The following is a 20,973-nucleotide window of genomic DNA, read 5'->3' on the forward strand; positions in this document are numbered from 1 at the left end:
GCCGAACCCCAGGACAGGATGTGCCCGATGAACGGCAAACGGCACGACCTCGACGACATCTCCAAGGCGATCATCGCCCAGCTCCAGCAGGACGGCCGCCGCTCCTATGCCGCCATCGGCAAGGCGGTGGGCCTATCGGAGGCAGCCGTCCGGCAGCGCGTGCAGCGGCTCACCGAGAGCGGCGTGATGCAGATCGTCGCGGTGACCGACCCGCTGCAGCTGGGCTTCGCCCGCCAGGCGATGGTCGGCATCCGGGTCACCGGCCCCCTCGAGCCGGTGGCGGACGCCCTCTCGGCCATCGGTGAGGTCTCCTATGTGGTGCTGACCGCGGGCAGCTACGACCTGCTCGCCGAGGTGGTCTGCGAGAGCGACGAGCACCTGCTCGACATCATCTCCAACGGGATCCGCGGCATCCCCGGAGTGGCCGGCACCGAGACCCTCGTCTATCTCAAGCTGCGCAAGCAGACCTACTCGTGGGGAGTGCGCTGAGCCGGCATCCGTCCTACGGCCGGCTCTCCTTCTGGCACGAGAGCGCCGAGGAGGACTGGACGCCGCGGCCGGCCCTGCCGGGCGACCTCGACGTCGACGTCGCGATCGTCGGCGCCGGCTACACGGGACTCTGGACGGCGTACTACCTCGCCGAGGCGGACCCCTCGCTGTCCGTCGCGGTGCTCGAGTCCGAGGTGGCCGGGTTCGGCGCCTCAGGCCGCAACGGCGGGTGGTGCTCGGCGCTCTTCCCCGCCGAGCTTCCCGCGCTGTCGGCGATCGCCGGGCGCCAGGCCGCGCTGGCCCAGCACGCAGCCATGCGGGCCACCGTCGACGAGGTCGCCCGGGTCGCCACGGCCGAGGGCATCGACGCCCACCTCGCGAAGGGCGGCACGATCCGGCTGGCCCGCGGACCGGCCCAGCTGGCGCGCGCCCGGGCCGAGGTCGAGGAGGCACGGCACTGGGGCCGTGACACCGAGGACCTGCGACTCCTCGATGCGGCGCAGGCCGGCGAGCTGGTGCGGGCCGACGGTGTGACGGGGGCGACCTACACCCCGGACTGCGCGGCCATCCACCCCGCCCGGCTGGTGCGCGGGCTGGCCCGGGCCGCCGAACGCCGGGGGGTGACGATCCACGAGAGGACCAGGGTCACAGGCATCGCCCCGCGCGAGGTGCGCACCGACCGCGGGAGCGTCCGGGCCGCGACGGTGGTGCGCGCGACCGAGGGCTTCACGTCCCAGCTCCCCGGACACCGGCGGACGAGCATCCCGGTCTACTCCCTGGCGATCGCCACCGAGCCGCTCCCGCCCGCGACGTGGAGCGAGATCGGCCTGGCCCGGCGTGAGACCTTCTCGGACTTCCGGCACCTCATCGTCTACGGCCAGCGCACGGCCGACGACCGGATCGTCTTCGGCGGCCGCGGCGCGCCCTACCACGCCGGCTCCCGGGTGGACCCCGCGTTCGACCGCGACGACTCCGTGTTCGCCCGGATCCTGGCCGGCCTGGTCGACCTGTTCCCCGTCCTGCGCGGGGTCCGGGTGACCCACTCCTGGGGCGGTCCGCTCGGAGTCCCCCGCGACTGGTGCGCCTCTGTCGGCCTCGACGCGGCCACCGGCCTCGCCTGGGCCGGGGGCTACGTGGGCGACGGCGTGGCCACCACCAACCTCGCCGGCCGCACGCTGCGGGACCTGGTCCTCGGCCGGGACACCGAGCTGGTCCACCTCCCTTGGGTCAACCACCACTCGCCGAGCTGGGAGCCCGAGCCGCTGCGCTGGATCGGGGTCAACGCTGCCCGGCTCGCCTTCACCGCAGCCGACCGCGAGGAGGCGGTGACCGGGCGGCCCAGCCTGCTCGCGCGGGCCGTGGGACCGTTGGTCTCGTGAGGTTGTCGCGGTGAGGAAGCAGGCGCTGGTGCGCCGTCCTGGGCCGCGGCTGGCCGACGGCCTGCTCACCCACCTCGAGCGCGTCGCGGTCGACGGCGAGCTCGCGCGTCGTCAGTGGGAGGGCTACGTCGCCGCCCTGCACGCCGAGGGCTGGGAGTGCCACGAGGTCGAGCCCGCGGACGACTGCCCGGACGCGGTCTTCGTCGAGGACACGGTCGTGGCCTACGGCGACCTCGCCGTGATCACGCGCCCCGGCGCCGACGAGCGGAAGCCCGAGACCGAGGGCACGGAGCGCGCCTTGCGTGAGCTCGCCCCCGTGGTCGGACCACGACGCATCGTGCACATCGAGACGCCGGGCACCCTCGACGGCGGCGACGTGCTCAAGCACGCCGGGACGGTCTGGGTCGGGCTGGGTGGCCGAACCAACCAGGCGGGCGTCGACCAGCTGGCCGCGCACCTCGCCCCACTCGGCGCGACCGTCGTCGCCGTCCCGGTCACCAAGGTCCTGCACCTGAAGTCCGCGGTCACCGCTCTCCCGGACGGGACGGTGGTCGGCTACCCGCCGCTCGTCGACGACACGTCGGTCTTCCCGTCGTTCCTGCCCGTTCCCGAGGAGCCGGGGTCCCACGTCGTCCTGCTCGACGGCAAGACGGTGCTGATGTCGACCAGCGCGCCGGCCACCAGGGCCATGTTCGAGAACCGCGGCCTGCGGGTGGTGGCCGTGGACATGAGCGAGTTCGAGAAGCTCGAGGGCTGCGTGACCTGCCTGTCGGTGCGGCTGAGGGGTTAGTCAGAACCCGTTCGCGGCCGTCTTCGCAGGCCGGGACGAGCTGAGCAGCCAGGTGTCGAAGAACTCGCCGAGGTCCTGGCCGCTGACCGAGGCCGCCAGCGCCCGGAAGTCCTCGACGCGCCCGTTGCCGCCGCTCCGGGACGAGAGCCAGGTGCGGAGCACGGTCCAGAAGGCGTCCTCGCCGATCCGGTTGCGCAGGGCCTGCAGGGTCATGGCACCCCTGATGTAGACGGCGAGGTCGAAGACCCGGTCCGCGCCCGGGTCGCCGATCTGCAGCTGCCAGAACACCGGGTCGTCCTTGAGGGCGTCGTAGGTGTTCGAGAGCCACTGGCCGGCGCTGGGGCCGCCGGTCGCCTCCGCCCAGCGCGCCTCCATGAACGACGCGAAGCCCTCGTTGAGCCAGATGTCGCGCCATCGGTCGACAGACACCGAGTCGCCGAACCACTGGTGGGCCAGCTCGTGCACCAGCAGGCGCCGCGACGCCGGGCCCACGGCCGGGTAGACCGGCCGGGTCTGCGTCTCGAGGGCAAACCCTGGGGCGAGGCTCGTGACCACTCCCCCGGTGCTCGAGAACGGGTAAGGACCCAGCTGGGTCTCCAGCCAGGCCGTCAGCGATGCGCTCTCCAGCATCATCTTCATCGCCGCCCGGCGCCCTGGAAGCGGCAGAGCCTTGGACACCGCGACGACGTACGGGCGGCCGTCCAGCGAGCCCTTGCGCACCTCGAAGTCGCCGGCGGCGAAGAACGCCAGGTAGGGCACCATCGGCTCGCTCGACCGCCAGTGGGTCGTGGCCAGCGCGCCCTTCACGACCCGGTCGACCCGCGAGCCGTTGGAGATCACCTTGCGCTGTCTCGGCACGGTGATGCGCACATCCATGGTCGCCTTGTCCCGCGGGTGGTCGTTGGCGGGGAACCACCACGGAGCCATGTGCGGCTCGTTGACGGTGACCACCTCGCCGGCGTCGGCGAGCCAGTTGCGCTGACCGAGGTAGGTCGCGTCGGCGGGCCGGCCGGTGTAGCGCACCTCCACGCTGAGCCGCCGGCCGGCGGTGACCGGTGTGGGCAGGGTGATCCTCAGCTCGTGCCGGTTGCCCCGGCCGAACGACGCCGCGACGCCGTCGACCCGGACCCGGGTCACCCTGAGCAGGAAGTCGAGGTTGAAGCGGGACAGGTCCTGCGTGGCCAACAGCGTGAGCGTGGTGCGGCCCTGGAGCCGCCCCGACCCGAAGTCGTAGCGGTCGCGCACGTCGTAGTGCAGGACGTCGATGCCGCCGTTGCCGTCGAGGGGGAAGTAGGGGTCGCCGATACCCGCCGACCCAGAGGTGGGTGCCTCGGCCTCCCGCGCCTGGGCAGGGCCGACGCCGACGACCAGGCCGACAACCAGGACGACGGCCAGGGCCGACACGATCCGACGCACTCCGTGACGCTATCCGACGGGTAAACGTGTTGCGGACCCCGCCGCCCTGCCACGACCATGAAGCCACGCAGGGCCTTCGTGCCCGTGACCGAGAGGAGTCGTGACATGCCGATCACTGTCCTCGGCCTGCCCGCAGACCGAACCCCTCTCACCTCACGGAGCACCACTTCTCATGACCCGACGCTTCGCCTCGGACGACCCCGACTGGGAGTACGTCCCTGACAACCTGATCCGGCTCCCGGAGCCGGAGTCCCCGATCGAGGATCCCCTCGAGGGCATCGACGAGTCGTTCCGCATCGACTTCGAGCAGTACGACGACCCCGACGACGAGAACCAGCGCTGGACCACCTGGTACGACGTGGAGCCGCTGTGCCGCGGCCCCGAGCCGCGCCCCGACTGGGTCGTGACCTCGCGCGGGGCGATCGACACCGAGCTCGGCATCCTCAAGACCGGCAAGGAGGCCGACGTCTTCCTGGTGGAGCGTGCGGACCCGCTGGAGCCCGAGCGCGGTGTGGTGATGGCGGCCAAGCGCTATCGCAGCACCGAGCACCGCACGTTCCACCGCTCGGCCGCCTACACCGAGGGCCGCAGCATGAAGCGGTCGCGCGACCAGCGCGCGCTCAAGCGCAAGAGCACGTTCGGCAAGCTGGTCGCCGCCGGTGAGTGGGCGGTCTCGGAGTGGGAGGCGCTCAAGCGCTGGCACGGGCTCGGCCTGCCGGTCCCCTACCCCGTCCAGATCGACGGGCAGGAGATCCTCATGGAGTGGATCACCGTCGAGGACGACGACGGGGTCCTCGACACCGCGCCGCGGTTGGCGCAGGTCAGGCCGGACCGACCGCTCCTGGAGTCCTACTTCGACCAGGTGCGCGACGTCCTGGCCACCACCGTCCAGGCGGGGATGGTGCACGGCGACCTCTCGGCCTACAACATCCTCGCCGCCGGCCAGCGGCTCGTGGTGATCGACATGCCCCAGGTCGTCGACCTGGTCGGCAACGTCAACGGCATGGACTACCTGCTCCGTGACTGCGCCAACGTGTGTTCGTGGTTCCGTTCGCGCGGCCTCGACGTCGACGAGCATGACCTGTTCGGCGAGCTCATGGCTCATGCTTTCTGAATGAGGAGGACCCGCGGCCGCATCGTCCACATCGAGTCGCTTGACGACCTCGACGACCGCCTCGGCGACGGCGCCACCACCCTCAACGGCTGGCGGCTGCACGGGGTCGACCTCACCGAGCGTGGCGACGCGCTGCTGGAGCGCCGGGTCGCGGGAGCGACGTTCCTGGGGTGCCGCTTCGCCAACGGTGACGCCGAGCGGTTCGAGGCGGCCGGCGGACTGGTGCTCCCGGCACTGACCGGGGTTCCGGTCGACCCGTACCGCTCGCGGCTCTACACCGCCGAGGAGCTCTACGGCACGGCGTCCTACACGGACTCCTACGACGCCAGCGCGTTCTCCTGGTCCCAGAATGGCGCGGGCCAGGAGGACATGCTCGCGCGCACCCTCCACGACCACGCGATCGACGACGCCCTCGCGGCCTGGGTCTCGGAACGCCGCCTGGTCGGGGTGATGGGTGGGCACGCGGCGCAGCGAGACGCCCCGAGCTACCGCGACGCGACCCGGCTCGGCCACGGTCTCGGCGCCTCCCTGACCGTGGCGACCGGCGGCGGCCCCGGTGCGATGGAGGCCGCCAACCTCGGCGCCCGGCTCGCCGGCAACCCACCAGAGGCACTCGCGGATGCGGTGGAGCGGCTGACGAGGACGCCCGCGTTCCGCCCATCCGTCGACGCCTGGCTGGCTCCGGCACGAGAGGTCGTCGACGGCAACCTCGGGAAGCCGCGGGACACGCTCGGTATCCCGACCTGGCACTACGGCCACGAGCCCAGCAACATCTTCGCCACTGCGATCGCGAAGTACGTGCGCAACCCGACCCGAGAGGCGATCCTGCTCGAGGTGTGCGACGCGGGGATCGTCTTCCTGCCGGGTGCCGCCGGCACGGTGCAGGAGGTCTTCCAGGACGCCTGCGAGAACTACTACGCCGACGAGACGTCGCTGGCCTCGATGGTGCTCGTCGGTCGCCGCTACTGGACCGAGACGCTGCCCGCGTGGCCGCTGCTCCAGGCCCTGGCCCGGGGCCAGGCCATGGAGGATCATGTGCACCTCGTGGACTCCGTCGAGGAGGCCACGGCGCTGATGACGAGCAGATGAACTGCTGAGGACGAGGGACCACGGGGCATGAGGATCACCAGGCGCGGCCTGCTGCGGACCGGAGCGGTCGCAGGGGTCGGGGCGGGCGTAGCCGGCTCGGCGGTGCCGGCCGCGGACGCGCTGACGCCGGCCGCCCGGCGTACGACGATGAAGCGCACGTTGCTCAAGGGCTCGGGCGGTGGCTACCAGCGACTGCTCCGGGGGCCCGGCGAGCGGCACGTCCTCCGACTCGACCTCGGCGCCCGGCCCCGCCCTGGCCGCCGGCGGCGGCGCCGCGGGCTCCTGGCCTTCGTCCAGCTCTCCGACGTGCACGTCCTCGACGCCCAGTCACCGCTCCGCGTCGAGTTCACCGACCGCCAGGACGACGAGCCCGAGGCGAGCTCGGGCATCTTCACCTCCGCCTACCGCCCGCACGAGATGCTCACCGCCCAGATCGCCGACGCGATGGTCCGCAGGATCAACCGGATCCGGCGCGGCCCGGTCACCGGCAAGCGGCTGGCGCTGGCGATCCAGACCGGCGACAACTCCGACAACAGCCAGCTCAACGAGACCCGCTGGAACATCGACGTCCTCGACGGCGGGCCGGTGCGCCCGGACTCGGGCGACCTCACGACCTACGAGGGCGTCGCCGACGGGGACCCGACCTACTACGACACCCATTACTGGCACCCGCACGGCACGCCCCCGGGCAAGACCGACGACATCCCGCGCCGGGTGCGCGGGTTCCCCACGGTCCCCGGGTTGCTCGACGCCGCCCGGCGTCCCTTCCGGGCCGCCGGGCTGGCGATGCCGTGGTACACGGCGCTCGGCAACCATGACGGCCTGGTGCAGGGCAACTTCCCGATCAGGACCCTCCAGCTCAACGCGGTCGCCGTGGGCGAGCTGAAGATGATCTCGCCACCCGCCGGGATGAGCACCGCCGACCTGATCGCCGCGATGAGCACCGGCAACCTGCCGGCTCTCCTTCAGGCGCTGGACGGCACCCCGTCGGTGCGCCGGGTCACGGCGGACCCGCAGCGGCGGCTGCTGGACCGGGCTCAGCTGGTCGCCGAGCACTTCACGACCACCGGGGCGCCGCGCGGGCACGGGTTCACCGCCCGCAACCGCACGGACGGCACGGCCTACTACTCCTTCGACAAGGGCCGGGTCCGCTTCGTCGCGCTCGACACGGTCAACCCCAACGGCTACGCCAACGGGTCGCTCGACTCCACACAGTTCGCCTGGCTCGGTGACCAGCTGGAACGCTCGGCCGACCGGATCGTCATCGTCTTCAGCCACCACACGTCCCAGACGATGGACAACCCTCTCGTCGGCACCGGCCAGGACCCCGAGAGCCGAGTCCTGGGCGACGAGGTGCTGACCCTGCTGCTCGAGCACCGGTGCGTCGTCGCCTGGGTCAACGGCCACAGCCACCAGAACCGGGTCTGGCCGAGGCCGCGCCCCGGTGGGGGTGGCCTCTGGGAGATCAACACCGCGGCACACATCGACTGGCCGCTGCAGTCGCGGATCATCGAGGTCGCCGACAACCGGGACGGGACGCTGTCACTCTTCAGCACGGTCGTCGACCACGCCGGCACCCGCCGGTGGAGTGGCCGGCTGGACACCAGCCGGCAGCTGGCCTCATTGGCCCGCGAGCTGGCGGCCAACGACTGGCACCACCCGGGCGACGGCCCGCGCGGTGAACGCGAGGACCGCAACGTCGAGCTGGTGGTCCGCAACCCGCTGAGCTGACCGAGGAACGAGGGCAGCTCAGCAATGGTGGTCGAGCAGCGACCGCGGCTGAGGAACGAAGCCGCGACGGAGCGTGTCGAGACCTCCGCAGCGAAGGCAGTGACTTGCGTCAGACCTCGGTCGCGGCCAGCTGGCCGCAGGCACCATCGATCTCCCGGCCGCGGGTGTCGCGCACCGTCGTCGGGATGCCCTTGGCCTCGAGCCGGCGCACGAACTCGCGCTCGTCTGCGGGGTCGGACGCCGTCCACTTGGAGCCCGGCGTCGGGTTGAGCGGGATCAGGTTGACGTGCACCCACCCCCAGTCCCCGTAGGACCGGAGGACGTCGGCCAACAGGTCGGCCCGCCACCCCTGGTCGTTGATGCCGCGCATCATGGCGTACTCGATCGACACGCGGCGCCTGGTCACCCGCGCGTAGTCCCAGGCCGCCTCGACCGTCTCCGCGACCGAGAACCTGGTGTTGATCGGGACCAGCTCGTTGCGCAGCTCGTCGTCGGGGGCGTGCAGGCTCAGCGCGAGAGTCACCGGGATGCCCTCGTCGGTGAGCTGGCGGATCCGTGGCACCAGACCGACCGTCGAGACGGTGATGCCGCGTGCGGACATGCCGAGCCCGTCGGGCGCCGGGTCGACGAGGCGGCGTACGGCGCCGATCACGGCCTTGTAGTTGGCCAGCGGCTCCCCCATGCCCATGAACACCACGTTGGACACCCGCCCCGGGCCGCCCGGCACCTCGCCGCGGGACATCGACCGCGCGCCCGCGACGACCTGCTCCACGATCTCGGCCGTCGACATGTTGCGCTGCAGCCCACCCTGTCCGGTGGCGCAGAACGGGCAGGCCATGCCGCAGCCCGCTTGGCTGGAGACGCAGACCGTAGCGCGGTCGGGGTAGCGCATCAGCACGGACTCGACGAGAGCGCCGTCGAAGAGCTTCCAGAGGGTCTTGCGGGTGGTGCCGCGGTCGGCCTCGAGGGTCCGCAGCGGTGTCATCAGCGGCGGCAGGAACGCCGCGACCAGCTGGTCGCGCGTGGCCGCGGGCAGGTCGGTCATCTGGGCCGGGTCGTCGACCAGCCGGGAGAAGTAGTGCGTCGCGAGCTGCTTGGCCCGGTAGGCCGGCAGCCCGTGCTCGGCCGCGAGCGCAGCACGCTCGTCCGGGGCGAGGTCGGCGAGGTGGCGAGGGGGCTTGGCGCGCCCACGAGGCTCGTCGAAGACCAGTGGCAGGGTCCGCACACCATCGCCGGCGTCGTTGCCGGGGCTAGGACTCGCCATTGACCAGCACGTAGAGCACCAGGGCGCCTACCCCCACCACCACGATCGCCGTGGTGACGATGCCGACCCACATGTAGGTGCCGAACCGCCTGGACCTGGGCGTCAGGACGAGCCCCAGCGGCACGATCAGCGTGACCAGGACGAGCGGGAACAGCTCCTCCACCCGGTCGTAGTCGACCAGCAGGCTGAGCACGCCGACGAACACCGCCGGCACCAGGAGCACGAAGAGCAGGCCGGTGAAGAAGCCGGACAGCGCCGAGAAGGTCGGGTGGTCCCGATGCCACCAGTCCGGCCCGTCGCCGCCGGACTGTTCCTCGACCGGGTCCCGGACCTCGGTCTCGTCGCTGCTCATCGTGTCCAAGAGTAGGGCTTGCACCTACGTCAGGCGCGAATCCTGCGGTAGGTCTCGACACGGCCGGTCGCGACCTCGTCCCTCGGTCGCGCGGCCTGCTCGACCACCATCGATGGTCCCGTCCTCGTGCCTCGGACGGCGACCATCAGAAGACCGCGTAATGGAGCAGCAGCCAGATCGGGGCGACCGTGGCGAGCAGGGAGTCGAGCCGGTCCATCAGGCCGCCGTGACCGGGGATGACCTGGCTCATGTCCTTGATCCCGAGGTCGCGCTTCATGACCGACTCACACAGGTCTCCGAGGGTGGCCATCACGGCCGCGATGAGACCGAGGGCCACACCCACCCACCAGTCGCCCTCGAGCAGGTAGACCACGAGGACGATCCCGGCACCGATGGTGGCCGCCACCGAGCCCACGAAGCCCTCCCAGGACTTCTTGGGCGAGATCACCGGAGCCATCGGGTGCCTGCCGAAGAGCACCCCCGCGACGTAGCCGCCGGTGTCCGAAGCGATGGTCACCAGGATGAACGTGATGACGCCGGCGACCCCCCTGTCGTCCAGGCCCGCACCCGACCGCCCGCCCTCGGCGAGCAGCAGGGCCACGAACGAGGCGAGGAACGGAAGGTAGACGACGGTGAAGACGGAAGCGGTGGCGTTCTTGACGTAGCCGTCGATGCCCCGCCGCAGGAGCCAGAGCATCGTGCCCAGCGCCGTCACGGCGGTCGCGGTGACCAGGGCCGGAGCTCCGGAGACGTAGGCGACGACGAGCATGACCACCGCGCCGACCATGAGCGGCTGCTCGGGGAGGTCGATGCCCTGGGCCCGAAGTCCCCTGCCCAGCTCCCAGATCGCCACCACGATCGCGACGACGACGATCGCGATGAACGCCGTCTTCCAGAAGAACAGGGACAGCGCGATCGCACCCAGGAGCACGACCGCGGACCCGATGGCCGCGGGAAGGTCCCGACCGGCCCGGCCGTGGTCCCTGGCCGGTGCCGGCGGAACGGTCGTCATACTTCGAGGAGCTCGGCTTCCTTGTTCTTGAGCATGTCGTCGATCTCGTCGGTGTGCTTCTTGGTGATCGAGTCGAGCCGCTTCTCCGCGCCGGTGACGTCGTCCTTGCCGACCTCGCCGTCCTTCTCGAGCTTCTCGAGGTGCTGCTTGGCGGTCCGGCGCAGGTTGCGGACGGCGACCCGGCCGTCCTCTGCCTTGTGGCGCGCGAGCTTGATGTATTCCTTGCGCCGGTCCTCGGTGAGCTCGGGGAACACGCAGCGCAGCACCTTGCCGTCGTTGGCCGGGTTGACGCCCAGGTCGGAGTCGCGGATCGCCTTCTCGACGTTGGCCATCGCGCCCATGTCGTAGGGCTGCACCATGATGATCCGCGCCTCGGGGGCGGTGAAGGACGCCAGCTGCTGCAGCGGCGTCGGGGTGCCGTAGTAGTCGACGAGGATCTTGCTGAACATCGCCGGAGTGGCGCGGCCGGCCCGGATCGTGGCGAACTCCTCGCGGGTGGCTTCGACCGACTTGTCCATCTTGCCGTCGGCCTCGTTGAGGATGTCGTTGATCACGCCTGGCTCCTGCTTCGTCGAAGGTGCAGCTGTGTCGGTCCCTGCTCAGCCGGGGCTGACGAGGGTGCCAATCCTCTCACCCTGGACGGCGCGCAGGATGCTGCCCTCGTCGGCCATCCCGAAGACGATCATCGGCAGCTTGTTCTCGCTGGCGAGCGTGAACGCGGTCTGGTCCATGACCTGGAGGCCGCGGGCGATCGCCTCGTCGTAGGTGATCTCGTCGATCTTGGTGGCCGTCGGGTCGATCTTGGGGTCGGCGGTGTACATGCCGTCCACACCGGACTTGTCGTAGAGGACGACCTCGCACTTGCTCTCCAGCGCACGCTGGACGGCGACGGTGTCGGTGGAGAAGAACGGCATGCCCATGCCGGCGCCGAAGATCACGACCCGGCCCTTCTCCATGTGCCGGATGGCGCGGCGCGGCACGTAGGGCTCGGCGACCTGGCCCATGGTGATGGCCGTCTGCACCCGGGTCTCGATGCCGAGCTTCTCCAGGAAGTCCTGCAGGGCCAGGCAGTTCATGACGATGCCGAGCATGCCCATGTAGTCGGCGCGCACCCGGTCCATGCCCCGCTGCTGGAGCTCGGCGCCGCGGAAGAAGTTGCCCCCGCCGGTCACGACGGCGATCTGGATCCCGGCGCGCTGCACCGAGGCGATCTCGCGGGCGATCGTGGCGACCACGTCGGGGTCGACCCCGACCTCGCCGCCGCCGAACACCTCACCGGAGAGCTTCAGCAGGACCCGTTTGTAGCTGCCCTCGTGGGTCATCTGCTCGTGCTCCCCTCTACGTCGAGTCGTCCGGCGGTCTCCTGGGCGGAGTCTGTCAGGCGCCGACCTCGAAGCGTGCGAACCGGACCAGGGTCGTCCCGGCCTCGTCCAGCACCGCCTTGACGGTCTTCTTGCTCTCGGTCACCGACGACTGCTCCAGCAGGACGACGTCCTTGAAGAAGCCGTTGAGCCGACCCTCGGTGATCTTGGCGATCGCCTGCTCCGGCTTGCCCTCCTCGCGCGAGGTCGCTTCGGCGATCGCGCGCTCCTTCTCGACGATCTCCGCGGGGACCTCGTCGCGGGTGAGGTACTGCGGGCGCATCGCGGCGATCTGCATGGCCGCGCCACGCGCGGCACTGGCGTCACCCTCGTACTGGACCAGCACGCCCACGGCGGGCGGCAGGTCGGCCGCGCGCTTGTGCATGTAGGCGACGACGTCGCCGTCGAAGGCGACGTACTGGCCGAGCTCGATCTTCTCGCCGATGCTCACGGCCAGCCCGTCGACGATCTCACCGACCGTCGACCCGTCGACCTCGAGGGCCTTGAGGGCCTCGACGTCGCCAGGCTTGGCCGCGGCCGCGGCGTCGGCGATCTTCTGGGCCGCCTCGACGAACTCGGCGTTCTTGGCGACGAAGTCGGTCTCACTCTTGAGCTCGACGAGCACCCCGGGGGCGTGCGCGACCAGGCCGGCCGACGCCTCGCGCTCGGCGCCGCGCTTGGCGGCCTTGGCTTCGCCCTTGATGCGGAGCAGCTCGACAGCCTTGTCGAAGTCGCCCTCGGTCTCGTCGAGCGCCTTCTTGCAGTCCATCATCCCGGCGCCGGTCAGCTCCCGGAGCTTCTTGACGTCGGCAGCGGTGAAGTCAGCCATGTGGGGCCAGTCCCTCTTCTCTGGTTCGTGGTTCGGGGTGAGCCGTCAGGAGGCGGTCTCGTCGGCGGCGGGCTCGGTGGCCCCCGCCTCAGATGCCGCCTCAGGTGCCGCCTCGGGTGCGGCCTCGGGTGCGGCCTCGGCAGCGGGCTCCTCGACAGCCGGCTCCTCGGTGGCAACCTCGGGCGCAGCCTCAGCGACCGGCTCCTCGGTGGCAACCTCGGGGGCAACCTCGGGGGCAGCCTCAGCGGCCGGCTCGGTCGCAGCCACGGCGGCCTCGGCGGCCGGCTCGGCCTCCGCAGCGGCACCGGTGGCCTCGGAAGCCGCGACCTCGGCTGTCGCGTCGGCGGAGGTGGCAGCCTCGGCCGCGGCCTCGGCGTCGCCACCCAGGAGCTCGCGCTCCCACTCGGCCAGGGGCTCCTCGGCCGCCACGTCACCGGTCGTGCTGCCGGCGCCGGACCGGGCGATCAGGCCCTCGGCGACGGCGTCGGCGACCACGCGGGTCAGCAGGCCGACGGCGCGGATGGCGTCGTCGTTGCCCGGGATCGGGAAGTCGACCTCGTCGGGGTCGCAGTTGGTGTCGAGGATGCCGATGATCGGGATCCGCAGCTTGCGGGCCTCCTCGACCGCCAGGTGCTCCTTCTTGGTGTCGACGACCCACACCGCGGCGGGCGTACGGCTCATCTCGCGGATGCCGCCGAGGGTCTTGTCGAGCTTGTCGCGCTCCCGCTTCATCTGCAGGAGCTCCTTCTTGGTGCGACCGGAGCCGGCGACGTTGTCGAAGTCGATCTCGTCGAGCTCCTTGAGGCGGTTGATCCGCTGGTGCACCGTCTGGAAGTTGGTGAGCATGCCACCGAGCCAGCGCTGGTTGACGTAGGGCATCCCGACCCGGGTCGCCTGCTCGGCGATGGCTTCCTGGGCCTGCTTCTTCGTGCCGACGAACATCACGGTGCCGCCCTTGGCGACGGTCTCCTTGATGAAGGCGTAGGAGCGGTCGATGTAGGCCAGCGACTGCTGCAGGTCGATGATGTAGATGCCGTTGCGCTCGGTCATGATGAAGCGCTTCATCTTCGGGTTCCACCGACGGGTCTGGTGTCCGAAGTGCACGCCGCTCTCGAGCAGCTGGCGCATGGTGACGACTGCCATGTGGTTCTTCTCCTGTGTGGGCACGACCCCGTCTGCGCGTCCTTGTCTTGCTGGCAGGACGCACCGGTGTCGGAGCCCGGTCGTTGTTCAGTTCCTGCGGCCGGCGGGTGCCGGTCGCCCTGACGCCTGCGCGCGGCCTGACCCTGGCCCAAAATCGTGCCTGGGCCGGGACTGAAGGCCGACGCCCACGGGTGGCCGGTCCCCGCTCTTTCGTCAGAGTGCGGAACCGTCGTGGTCTGCCTGCGTGCGAAGTCAGTGCGAAACCTCCGCACTGCGCCCTCCAGACTAGTCGACCCCTGACACACCAGGCGAATCCGCCAGCACCTCTCCCCAGCCGCCTGCGGCCGGTGGTTCTCCCCAGGTAGCCGCCGCGGTCACCGGCCACGGTCGCCGACCAGGGCGATGCTCAGGCCATGACCTCTCGGGCTCGTGCCGTCATCGTCGTGGTCGCCCTCGCCTTGCTCTCCCTTCTCGGGCCGTTCGCGCCGGTCGCGGACGCAGCCGATGCCGACCCGGTCGGGGTCTGGCCGCTGCGACCCGAGCCCGAGGTCGTGCGCGGCTTCGACCCACCCGTGCTCCCCTACGGGGCAGGGCACCGAGGGGTCGACCTGCTCGGGGCACCCGGCCAGCCGGTGCACTCCGCCCTGGCCGGCATGGTCACCTACGCCGGGCTGGTCGCGGGCCGAGGGGTCGTCGTCGTGGCCCACGGGGCCACCCGCACCACCTACGAGCCGGTGACTGCCGCGGTGACCGTGGGGCAGCAGGTCGGGGCGGGGACGATGCTGGGTTCCTTGGAGCTCAGCGGCTCCCACTGCTTCCCACGTGCCTGTCTGCACTGGGGTTGGGTCGCCGGCCAGACCTACCTCGACCCGCTCCGGCTGGTGGGCCTCGGTCCGGTGCGCCTGCTCCCGCTGTGGCGGGACGAGCCGGTCAACGGTCTCAGGCTCGGGGGTGCGCCTGTCGGTATGCGGTTCGCAGGCGGTCTGTGGTGACGTGGGTGTAGAGCTGGGTGGTCGCCAGGGAGGCGTGTCCCAGCAGCTCCTGCACCGACCTCAGGTCTGCTCCACCCTCCAGCAGGTGGGTGGCCGCGGTGTGCCGCAGCCCGTGCGGGCCGATGTCCGGAGCCCCCGGCACGTCGGCCACCCGCCGATGGACAATGGTCCGAACAGCGCGCTGGTCGATCCGGCCGCCGCGGGCCCCCAGGAAGAGCGCCGGGCCGGACCCGGCGGTCCGCAGGGCCGGACGACCCGTGGCCAGCCACGCGTCCAGGGCACGCCGCGCGGGCCTGCCGTAGGGCACCGAGCGCTCCTTGCGGCCCTTGCCGAGCACCCTGACCAGGTCGCGTTCCCGGTCCAGGTCGTCGAGGTCGAGGCCCACCAGCTCACCGACCCGGATGCCGGTGGCGTAGAGCAGCTCGAGCATGGCCACGTCACGCAGACCGGCGGGGCTCCCGTCGTCGGCCCGCTCCGCGGCGGCGCGCACGAGCTCGGCGGCCTCGTCGGCGCGCAGCACGGACGGCAGCGTTCGTCGCGAGCGCGGCGACCCGAGACTGGCTCCGACGTCGGAGCGGATGCGGCCGGTGCGGGCCAGCCACGCGGTGAAGACCCGAGCCGCGGTGGCCCGCCGAGCCAGGGTGGTTCGGGACAGCCCGCTGGTCTGCTGGCGGGCCAGCCAGCTGCGAAGCGAGCGCAGGTCGAGTTCGGCCACGTCGCTCAGGCCGAGCCGGCCGGCGTGGTCCAGCAGGCCGGCGATGTCTCCGACGTACGCGCGGACGGTATGGGGAGTCAGGTCCCGCTCGGAGGCCAGGTGACGCTCGTAGTCGGCCAGCACCCGCGTCATTGCCTCGGGCAGCGCGGCCTCGTCCGCGGCGTCGGTCGTCACCTGACCAGGCTAGTGACGCGGGACCTCCTGCCCCGGCCGCCGCGCCAGCCGCCATCCACGGCCGTCCGCCTCCACCAGGTCCCCCGCCGCCAGCTCGTGCAGCGCCGCCGACACCTCACTCGTGCCCAGCCCGGCGACACGGGCTATCGAGTCGAGACCCGCGGCGCGCACGGCCGGGACGGCCTCGAGAACCTGGCGCCGGCGCGGGCTGAGCCGGTCGGCGGCGCGTTCGGGCCCTCTCGGGTCCGCGGCGTCGTGCTGGCCGATCTCGGCGACCGCCTCGAGCACGTGCTCCGCGGACGTGGCCACCGTGGCCCGGCCGCTGCGCAGCAGCGTGTGGACCCCCTCGGAGGCCGCGCTGGTGACCGGGCCCGGCAGGCCCATCAGCGGACGGTTGAGCCGGGTGGCCCAGCCGGCGCTGTTGAGGGCCCCGCTGCGGGCAGCCGCCTCTACGACGACGACACCCCGCGCGAGGGCCACGATGATGCGGTTGCGAGTCAGGAACCGGTGCTTGAGGGGCGCGCCGCCCGGGACGGTCTCTGAGACGACCAGGTGCTCGGCGGCGAGGTGGTCGAGCAGCTGCTGGTGGCCCTGGGGATATGCCTTGTCGGCACCACAGGCGAGGACGGCCACCGTGCGGCCACCGGCGGCGAGCGCACCGCGGTGGGCCGCGACGTCGATCCCGACTGCGGCACCGGAGACGACCGTCCATCCTTCGATTGCGCACCCTGCGGCCATCTCGGCTGCCACGTCGGACCCGTAGGTGGTGGCCGACCGTGACCCCACGAGCGCCACCGACCGGCCGAGGTCGTCCAGCCGCACGGGACCGCGGGCCCACAGGCCGAGCGGCGGCCCGCCGCCCTCGCTGCCGGGCTCGGCGAACGCGAGGTCGTCCACCTGCGTGGGCCACTCGTCGTCACCGGGCACCACGAACCGCAGGCCCAGGCGCCGGGCGCGGTCGAGGTCGCGCGCGGGCTCGACGTCGGCGAGGCGCCCCGCCACCTCGGTGGCCGTCTCCGACCGACCCCGGCCGGAGCGCAGGTGCTCGTAGAGGTCGATCGCACCGACCTTCTCCACCGAGTGCGCGAGCCAGAGGTCGCCGGGCTCGCGGGTGCGGGCCAGAGCCAGCCGGGCGAGACGCTCCTGCTCGAGGTCCCCGGTCATCCGGCCTGCCTCGCGACCGTCGCGGCCATCAGCGGATCACCCGCGCGGAGCCGGATGGCGACGTCGACCTCCGCGAGCCCCGGCCGGTCCAACCCGGCGAGGTCGGCGAGGGTCCAGGCGATCCGGTGGACCCGGACGGCGCCGCGTTGGGTCAGCCGACCACCGAACATCTGCTGATCGAGCAGTGTCTGCGCGGGCCTCGCCAGCGGCCAGCGGTCGCGGAGCGCCGGTCCTGGCGCTTGGCCGTTGAGGCGCCAGCCCTCCCCCGAGTAGCGGTCCTCCTGCCGCAGCCGCGCGGCCTGGACCCGAGCGCGGACCGCGGCCGTGGACTCGGGGCGGGAGAGCCCGTCGGTGTGCGCCGGGGTCAACGGGGTGAGGTGTCGCGTGATGTCGATCCGGTCGGTGATCGGTCCGCGGACCCGTGACTGGTAGTTGCGGCGCTGGGTCTCTGCGCAGGTGCACCGGGACTTCGCGGCGGACACCACGAAGTTGCCGCAGGGGCAGGGGTTGGCCGCGAGCACCACCAGGCTGCGCGCCGGCAGGGTCACGGACTCCTCGGCCCGGGCGATGGTGATGTCACCGCTCTCCAGCGGCTCGCGCAGGGCGTCGATGACGTCGGTCCGGAACAACGGGAACTCGTCCATGAAGAGCACTCCGCAGTGGGCGCGGCTGATCTCGCCCGGCCTGACTTGACCGCTCCCGCCGCCCACGAGGGCCGCTTTGCTGGCGTCGTGGTGCGGCGCGGCGTAGGGCGGACGGGTGATCAGCTCGTCACCGGGCTCCAGCGCCCCGGCGAGGGAGTGCAACGCGGTGAGCTCGACCGCCTCCTCGCGGGTCAGGTCAGGCAGGAGGCCTGGGATGCGCTCGGCCAGCGTTGTCTTGCCCGACCCCTTGGGGCCTGACAGCAGCAGGTGGTGGCCGCCGGCCGCCGCCACCTCCGCCGCGAACCGCGCGTCGGCCATCCCGCGGACGTCGGCCATGTCGACGCCGTCGAGGCGGTCCCGACCACGCCAGGCCAGCAGCCGGCTGCCCGACATCGCCGCCACCGGCGGCGCCTCGGGCACCTCATCACCGCACAGCTCGGCCACGACCTGGCGCAGGGACCGCATCCCGACGACCTCGACCCCGCCCGCCAGGACGGCCTCGCTGACCTGTGGCTCAGGGACGAAGACCCTGACCACGCCCCGTTCGCGCGCAGCGAGCACCATCGGCAGGACGCCACGCACCGAGCGCAGTCCGCCGGCCAGGGTCAGCTCACCGACGAACGCCGTGTCCTCGAGCGACTCGTGCGGCACGACGTCGAGCGCGCCGAGCACCGCAACAGCGATGGCCAGGTCGAAGTGGGTGCCCCGCTTGGGCAGGTCGGCCGGTGACAGCAGGATCGTGGTCCGCCGGGTGTTGGGCCAGTCGTAGCCGCTGTTGATGATGGCCATCCGGCACCGGTCGCGCGACTCGTTGAGCGCGGCGTCCGGCCGGCCGACGAGCACGGTGGCGACCTGGCCGGCCGACACGTCTGCCTGGACGTCGATCAGGTGACCCGTCGCGCCGTCGAGGGACACGCAGTGAGTGGTGGCGAACGGCATCAGGACAACCCCCGCACGTGGTCGACGCGGGCGCGCCCCCGCGGCCCGCGCATAACGGCGACCAGGTCGACGCGCGTCTCCCACGGCCGGAGGCCGTGTGCCTCGCACCAGAGCCACAGCAGGTCGTGCAGCCGCTGCAGCTTGCGCGAGTCCACGGCCTCGTGGGGTGAGCCGGCCACGGCCGAGGACCTGCTCTTGACCTCGCAGGCGACGAGGACGTCCCCGTCACGCAGGACCAGGTCGAGCTCCCCGCGGTCGCACCGCCAGTTGCGGTCGAGAACGACCATGCCCTGCGCGACCAGATGGGTCGCTGCCACCCGTTCGCCGTAGGCCCCCAGGGCCGCTCGTTGTGCCGCCGTCGTCATGTCCGACCTCCTGGGAAGGAGAATCGAGGGAGCCGGCGACCTCAGCCCCGGCCGTACGAAGGCCCTGTGGACAGGCGTCGGGACCTCAGGGATGTGGACGGCAGGTGGCCGGTTGGGGCCGTGGATGGGTCAGCCGCTGCTCACTTGACGAGGCGGACCGGGTCTCCGATGATCGTGGCGTCCCAGGTGGTGACGTCGTTGACCGTGCCGGTGCCGAAGCCGATCTGGACCCGGTACCAGCAGCCACCGAACGTGTTGTAGTTGCACGAGTAGTCGGTGGGGATCGGGATGACGATCGTCTCGGTCTTGCCGTTGTTCTTCGAGTAGCCGTTGGGCTGCTTGTCGAACGGGGCGGTGCAGTTGCTCAGCGTCTGGCCGCTGCCCGCCGACCCACCCGCGGCGGTGCAGCCGCCGGGGAACGGGTTGGTGGTGATGCTGCCGGTCGCGTCCGTGGGAGGCAGCACCCGCACCGAGCCGGTCCCTGCGGCGTCACCGGCGTCGAAGTAGCTGAAGGAGATCGACTGACCGGCCGCGCCGGGGAGGACCCGGATCAGGTTGAAGACCGGCGATGCGGTGTTGGCGTTGACGAAGATGGGCATGTGGTTGTAGCCGGCGACGGCGACCTCCTTCTCCAGCCCTGCCGGCGTGACCGCGCGCATCGCGAACCCGTTGGACCCCTCTCCCGAGGTGGTGTTGCCGGTCTGCGCGGCGGCGGTACTGCTGCCCGACCGCTCGTATCCCGACCCCGAGCCGAGCGAGACGTTGGTCCGGACCTGCAGGTAGTAGTCACCGGCCCGGGTGGGGGTGAACGAGCACATCGTCACCCAGTTGTGGAAGTACTTCACGAGGTCGGCGTCGTAGCCGCTGGCGCCCTGCTTGAACTTGTTCGCCGAGATCTCGCCGCTGAGGTGCAGGCCCTGGTACTGCTTGATGCAGGGCGAGCCGCCGGTGTCGTTCTGCACGGGAGCGAGCTTGGGGTCCAGCGAGTCCACCTGCTGGCGCAGCACGAAGCTCGTGATCAGCGGGTGCCTCGGGCTGGCTCCCGAGCCGGCTCCGGCGTTGGAGTCGCCGGGACAGTAGGACTGGAAGCCCGGACCGTCGTCGGTGTAGCGGCTGCGCGCGTCGATGTTGCGGGTGTAGGGGTTGGTGGGATTGGTGTCCCAGCCGAAGTTCCAGGAATCCGGCAGCTGCTCACAGCGCTGCCCCACCGTCACGAACATCGGGTCGTAGAGCTGAAGGTTGATCGTCTGGTTGACGGCGGCGGGTTGGACCTTCACCACGAAGACGTAGCCGAACGGGTCGTACTCGTCGTTGTTGCCCCAGCCGCCTCCGCTGCACCCGTCCACGCCGCCGGACGGCACCCCGGCTCCGTTGGCCTCACAGCCGCGCGTCTGGTAGCGGTCACCCTGCAGCTTGCCGGTCTCGGGGCCCTCGACGGTGGCCCAGAACTGGGGCGTCCGCGAGCAGTTCGGGAAGGGGCTCGCCCCCTGGGCGGTTCCCTGTGGGCTCGGCGACCCCGTGTTGGTCCCCGGGTCGGGCTCGTTGCCGAAGGTGTTGCACGGGCTGCCCATCGGGGCGGGGCCTTTGTAGTCCGCGGTGGCGGTCATGGCGATGTCGATGGCGTCGACGCCGATCAGCCGGCCGAACTCGTTGTCGATGCGCGAGGTGATCGTGACCTTCAGCTGGCTGGCGAGCTCACCGACCTCGACCAGGACGACCACGTTCGGAGACGCGTCGTCGTAACCGTTGCGCTTGGCGACCTCCTTGGCTCGGGCGGTCGCGTTTGTCATGTCGTAGGGCAGGTAGGGGACCCCGGCCAGCGCGGCCGCGTCGGCCGCCTTCTGGACGCGCGCCCGCTCGTCGTACCACCGCGAGGTGTCGACGCTGACCGCCGCCATCGCGAACAGGAACCCGCTGGCCACGACGATGGCCACGAACACGGCGGCGTAGCCGCCCTCCTTCGTCCGGGCGTCGGCCAGGGCTGCGATCCTGCGCCGCACCCACCTCATGG

Annotated in this window: 20 protein-coding genes; 7 read left to right on the forward strand and 13 right to left on the reverse strand. The window is 71.5% G+C overall.

Going from position 1 to position 20,973, the window contains the following annotated elements; translation table 11 throughout:
• The first annotated feature begins 27 nt into the window (after positions 1 to 27).
• From ACYVC6_RS22100 to ddaH, 3 genes are read left to right on the forward strand one after another with little or no spacing between them, the layout of a single operon-like run.
• Positions 28 to 489 carry an Lrp/AsnC family transcriptional regulator gene (locus ACYVC6_RS22100; RefSeq protein ID WP_460716715.1) on the forward strand — a complete coding sequence of 154 codons (462 nt, stop codon included), beginning with the start codon at positions 28 to 30 and terminating at the stop codon, positions 487 to 489.
• Entirely contained in the window at positions 474 to 1,868 is a 1,395-nt protein-coding gene (locus ACYVC6_RS22105; RefSeq protein ID WP_460716716.1) for an NAD(P)/FAD-dependent oxidoreductase, read from the forward strand. Before ACYVC6_RS22100 ends, ACYVC6_RS22105 begins: the two co-directional genes overlap by 16 nt.
• 10 nt (positions 1,869 to 1,878) lie before the next feature.
• A complete protein-coding gene (gene ddaH / locus ACYVC6_RS22110) occupies positions 1,879 to 2,658 on the forward strand; it encodes a dimethylargininase (RefSeq protein ID WP_460716717.1) in 780 nt (259 codons plus the stop codon).
• On the opposite strand, the gene ACYVC6_RS22115 is transcribed toward ddaH, so the two are convergent.
• Positions 2,659 to 4,074 carry a M1 family metallopeptidase gene (locus ACYVC6_RS22115; RefSeq protein ID WP_460716718.1) on the reverse strand — a complete coding sequence of 472 codons (1,416 nt, stop codon included), beginning with the start codon at positions 4,072 to 4,074 and terminating at the stop codon, positions 2,659 to 2,661.
• A 172-nt stretch (positions 4,075 to 4,246) separates the two neighbouring features.
• Here ACYVC6_RS22115 and ACYVC6_RS22120 point away from each other — a divergent pair, with 172 nt between their 5' ends.
• The 3 genes from ACYVC6_RS22120 to ACYVC6_RS22130 are packed head-to-tail and all read left to right on the forward strand — an operon-like array spanning position 4,247 to position 8,008.
• Complete coding sequence (locus ACYVC6_RS22120) at positions 4,247 to 5,188, forward strand: serine protein kinase RIO (protein WP_460716719.1); 942 nt, start codon at positions 4,247 to 4,249, stop codon at positions 5,186 to 5,188.
• Complete coding sequence (locus ACYVC6_RS22125; RefSeq protein WP_460716720.1) at positions 5,189 to 6,277, forward strand: LOG family protein; 1,089 nt, start codon at positions 5,189 to 5,191, stop codon at positions 6,275 to 6,277. It begins immediately after the preceding gene.
• Positions 6,278 to 6,304: 27 nt separating this feature from the next.
• The gene (locus ACYVC6_RS22130; protein WP_460716721.1) at positions 6,305 to 8,008 is read left to right on the forward strand and encodes a TIGR03767 family metallophosphoesterase; all 1,704 of its coding nucleotides are present in this window, start codon (positions 6,305 to 6,307) and stop codon (positions 8,006 to 8,008) included.
• A 109-nt stretch (positions 8,009 to 8,117) separates the two neighbouring features.
• Here the strand turns inward: ACYVC6_RS22130 and rlmN are convergent, their stop codons facing one another.
• The 7 genes from rlmN to rpsB form a co-directional block, all read right to left on the reverse strand.
• Positions 8,118 to 9,272, reverse strand: coding sequence for a dual-specificity RNA methyltransferase RlmN (gene rlmN, locus ACYVC6_RS22135; protein ID WP_460716722.1), 1,155 nt, complete (start codon positions 9,270 to 9,272; stop codon positions 8,118 to 8,120).
• Positions 9,259 to 9,624, reverse strand: coding sequence for a hypothetical protein (locus ACYVC6_RS22140; RefSeq protein ID WP_460716723.1), 366 nt, complete (start codon positions 9,622 to 9,624; stop codon positions 9,259 to 9,261). Before ACYVC6_RS22140 ends, rlmN begins: the two co-directional genes overlap by 14 nt.
• 145 nt (positions 9,625 to 9,769) lie before the next feature.
• Positions 9,770 to 10,636, reverse strand: coding sequence for a phosphatidate cytidylyltransferase (locus tag ACYVC6_RS22145; RefSeq protein ID WP_460716724.1), 867 nt, complete (start codon positions 10,634 to 10,636; stop codon positions 9,770 to 9,772).
• Entirely contained in the window at positions 10,633 to 11,187 is a 555-nt protein-coding gene (gene frr, locus ACYVC6_RS22150) for a ribosome recycling factor (RefSeq protein WP_460716834.1), read from the reverse strand. The genes ACYVC6_RS22145 and frr overlap by 4 nt, the downstream gene beginning before the upstream one ends.
• Positions 11,188 to 11,235: 48 nt before the next feature.
• Positions 11,236 to 11,958, reverse strand: a complete 723-nt coding sequence (gene pyrH, locus ACYVC6_RS22155) for a UMP kinase (protein ID WP_460716725.1) — start codon at positions 11,956 to 11,958, stop codon at positions 11,236 to 11,238.
• 55 nt (positions 11,959 to 12,013) lie between these two features.
• Entirely contained in the window at positions 12,014 to 12,826 is an 813-nt protein-coding gene (tsf, locus tag ACYVC6_RS22160) for a translation elongation factor Ts (protein WP_460716726.1), read from the reverse strand.
• Positions 12,827 to 12,871: 45 nt separating this feature from the next.
• Positions 12,872 to 13,969 (reverse strand): 30S ribosomal protein S2, encoded by a 1,098-nt coding sequence (gene rpsB, locus ACYVC6_RS22165; RefSeq protein WP_460716727.1) that lies wholly within the window; start codon positions 13,967 to 13,969, stop codon positions 12,872 to 12,874.
• 413 nt (positions 13,970 to 14,382) lie between these two features.
• Here rpsB and ACYVC6_RS22170 point away from each other — a divergent pair, with 413 nt between their 5' ends.
• A complete protein-coding gene (locus ACYVC6_RS22170; RefSeq protein ID WP_460716728.1) occupies positions 14,383 to 14,961 on the forward strand; it encodes a M23 family metallopeptidase in 579 nt (192 codons plus the stop codon).
• On the opposite strand, the gene ACYVC6_RS22175 is transcribed toward ACYVC6_RS22170, so the two are convergent.
• From ACYVC6_RS22175 to ACYVC6_RS22195, 5 genes are all read right to left on the reverse strand, one after another.
• Positions 14,909 to 15,808, reverse strand: a complete 900-nt coding sequence (locus tag ACYVC6_RS22175; protein WP_460716835.1) for a tyrosine recombinase XerC — start codon at positions 15,806 to 15,808, stop codon at positions 14,909 to 14,911. The two genes, ACYVC6_RS22170 and ACYVC6_RS22175, sit on opposite strands and share 53 nt — an antisense overlap.
• A gap of 51 nt (positions 15,809 to 15,859) precedes the next feature.
• Positions 15,860 to 17,014, reverse strand: a complete 1,155-nt coding sequence (dprA, locus tag ACYVC6_RS22180; protein WP_460716729.1) for a DNA-processing protein DprA — start codon at positions 17,012 to 17,014, stop codon at positions 15,860 to 15,862.
• Entirely contained in the window at positions 17,011 to 18,597 is a 1,587-nt protein-coding gene (locus tag ACYVC6_RS22185) for a YifB family Mg chelatase-like AAA ATPase (RefSeq protein ID WP_460716730.1), read from the reverse strand. Before ACYVC6_RS22185 ends, dprA begins: the two co-directional genes overlap by 4 nt.
• On the reverse strand, positions 18,597 to 18,962 hold the full coding sequence (locus ACYVC6_RS22190) for a YraN family protein (RefSeq protein ID WP_460716731.1): 366 nt from the start codon (positions 18,960 to 18,962) through the stop codon (positions 18,597 to 18,599). The genes ACYVC6_RS22185 and ACYVC6_RS22190 overlap by 1 nt, the downstream gene beginning before the upstream one ends.
• A gap of 140 nt (positions 18,963 to 19,102) precedes the next feature.
• Positions 19,103 to 20,971, reverse strand: a complete 1,869-nt coding sequence (locus ACYVC6_RS22195) for a pilus assembly protein TadG-related protein (RefSeq protein WP_460716732.1) — start codon at positions 20,969 to 20,971, stop codon at positions 19,103 to 19,105.
• Between the last annotated feature and the right edge of the window lie 2 nt (positions 20,972 to 20,973).

Source organism: Nocardioides dilutus, from assembly GCF_054779555.1.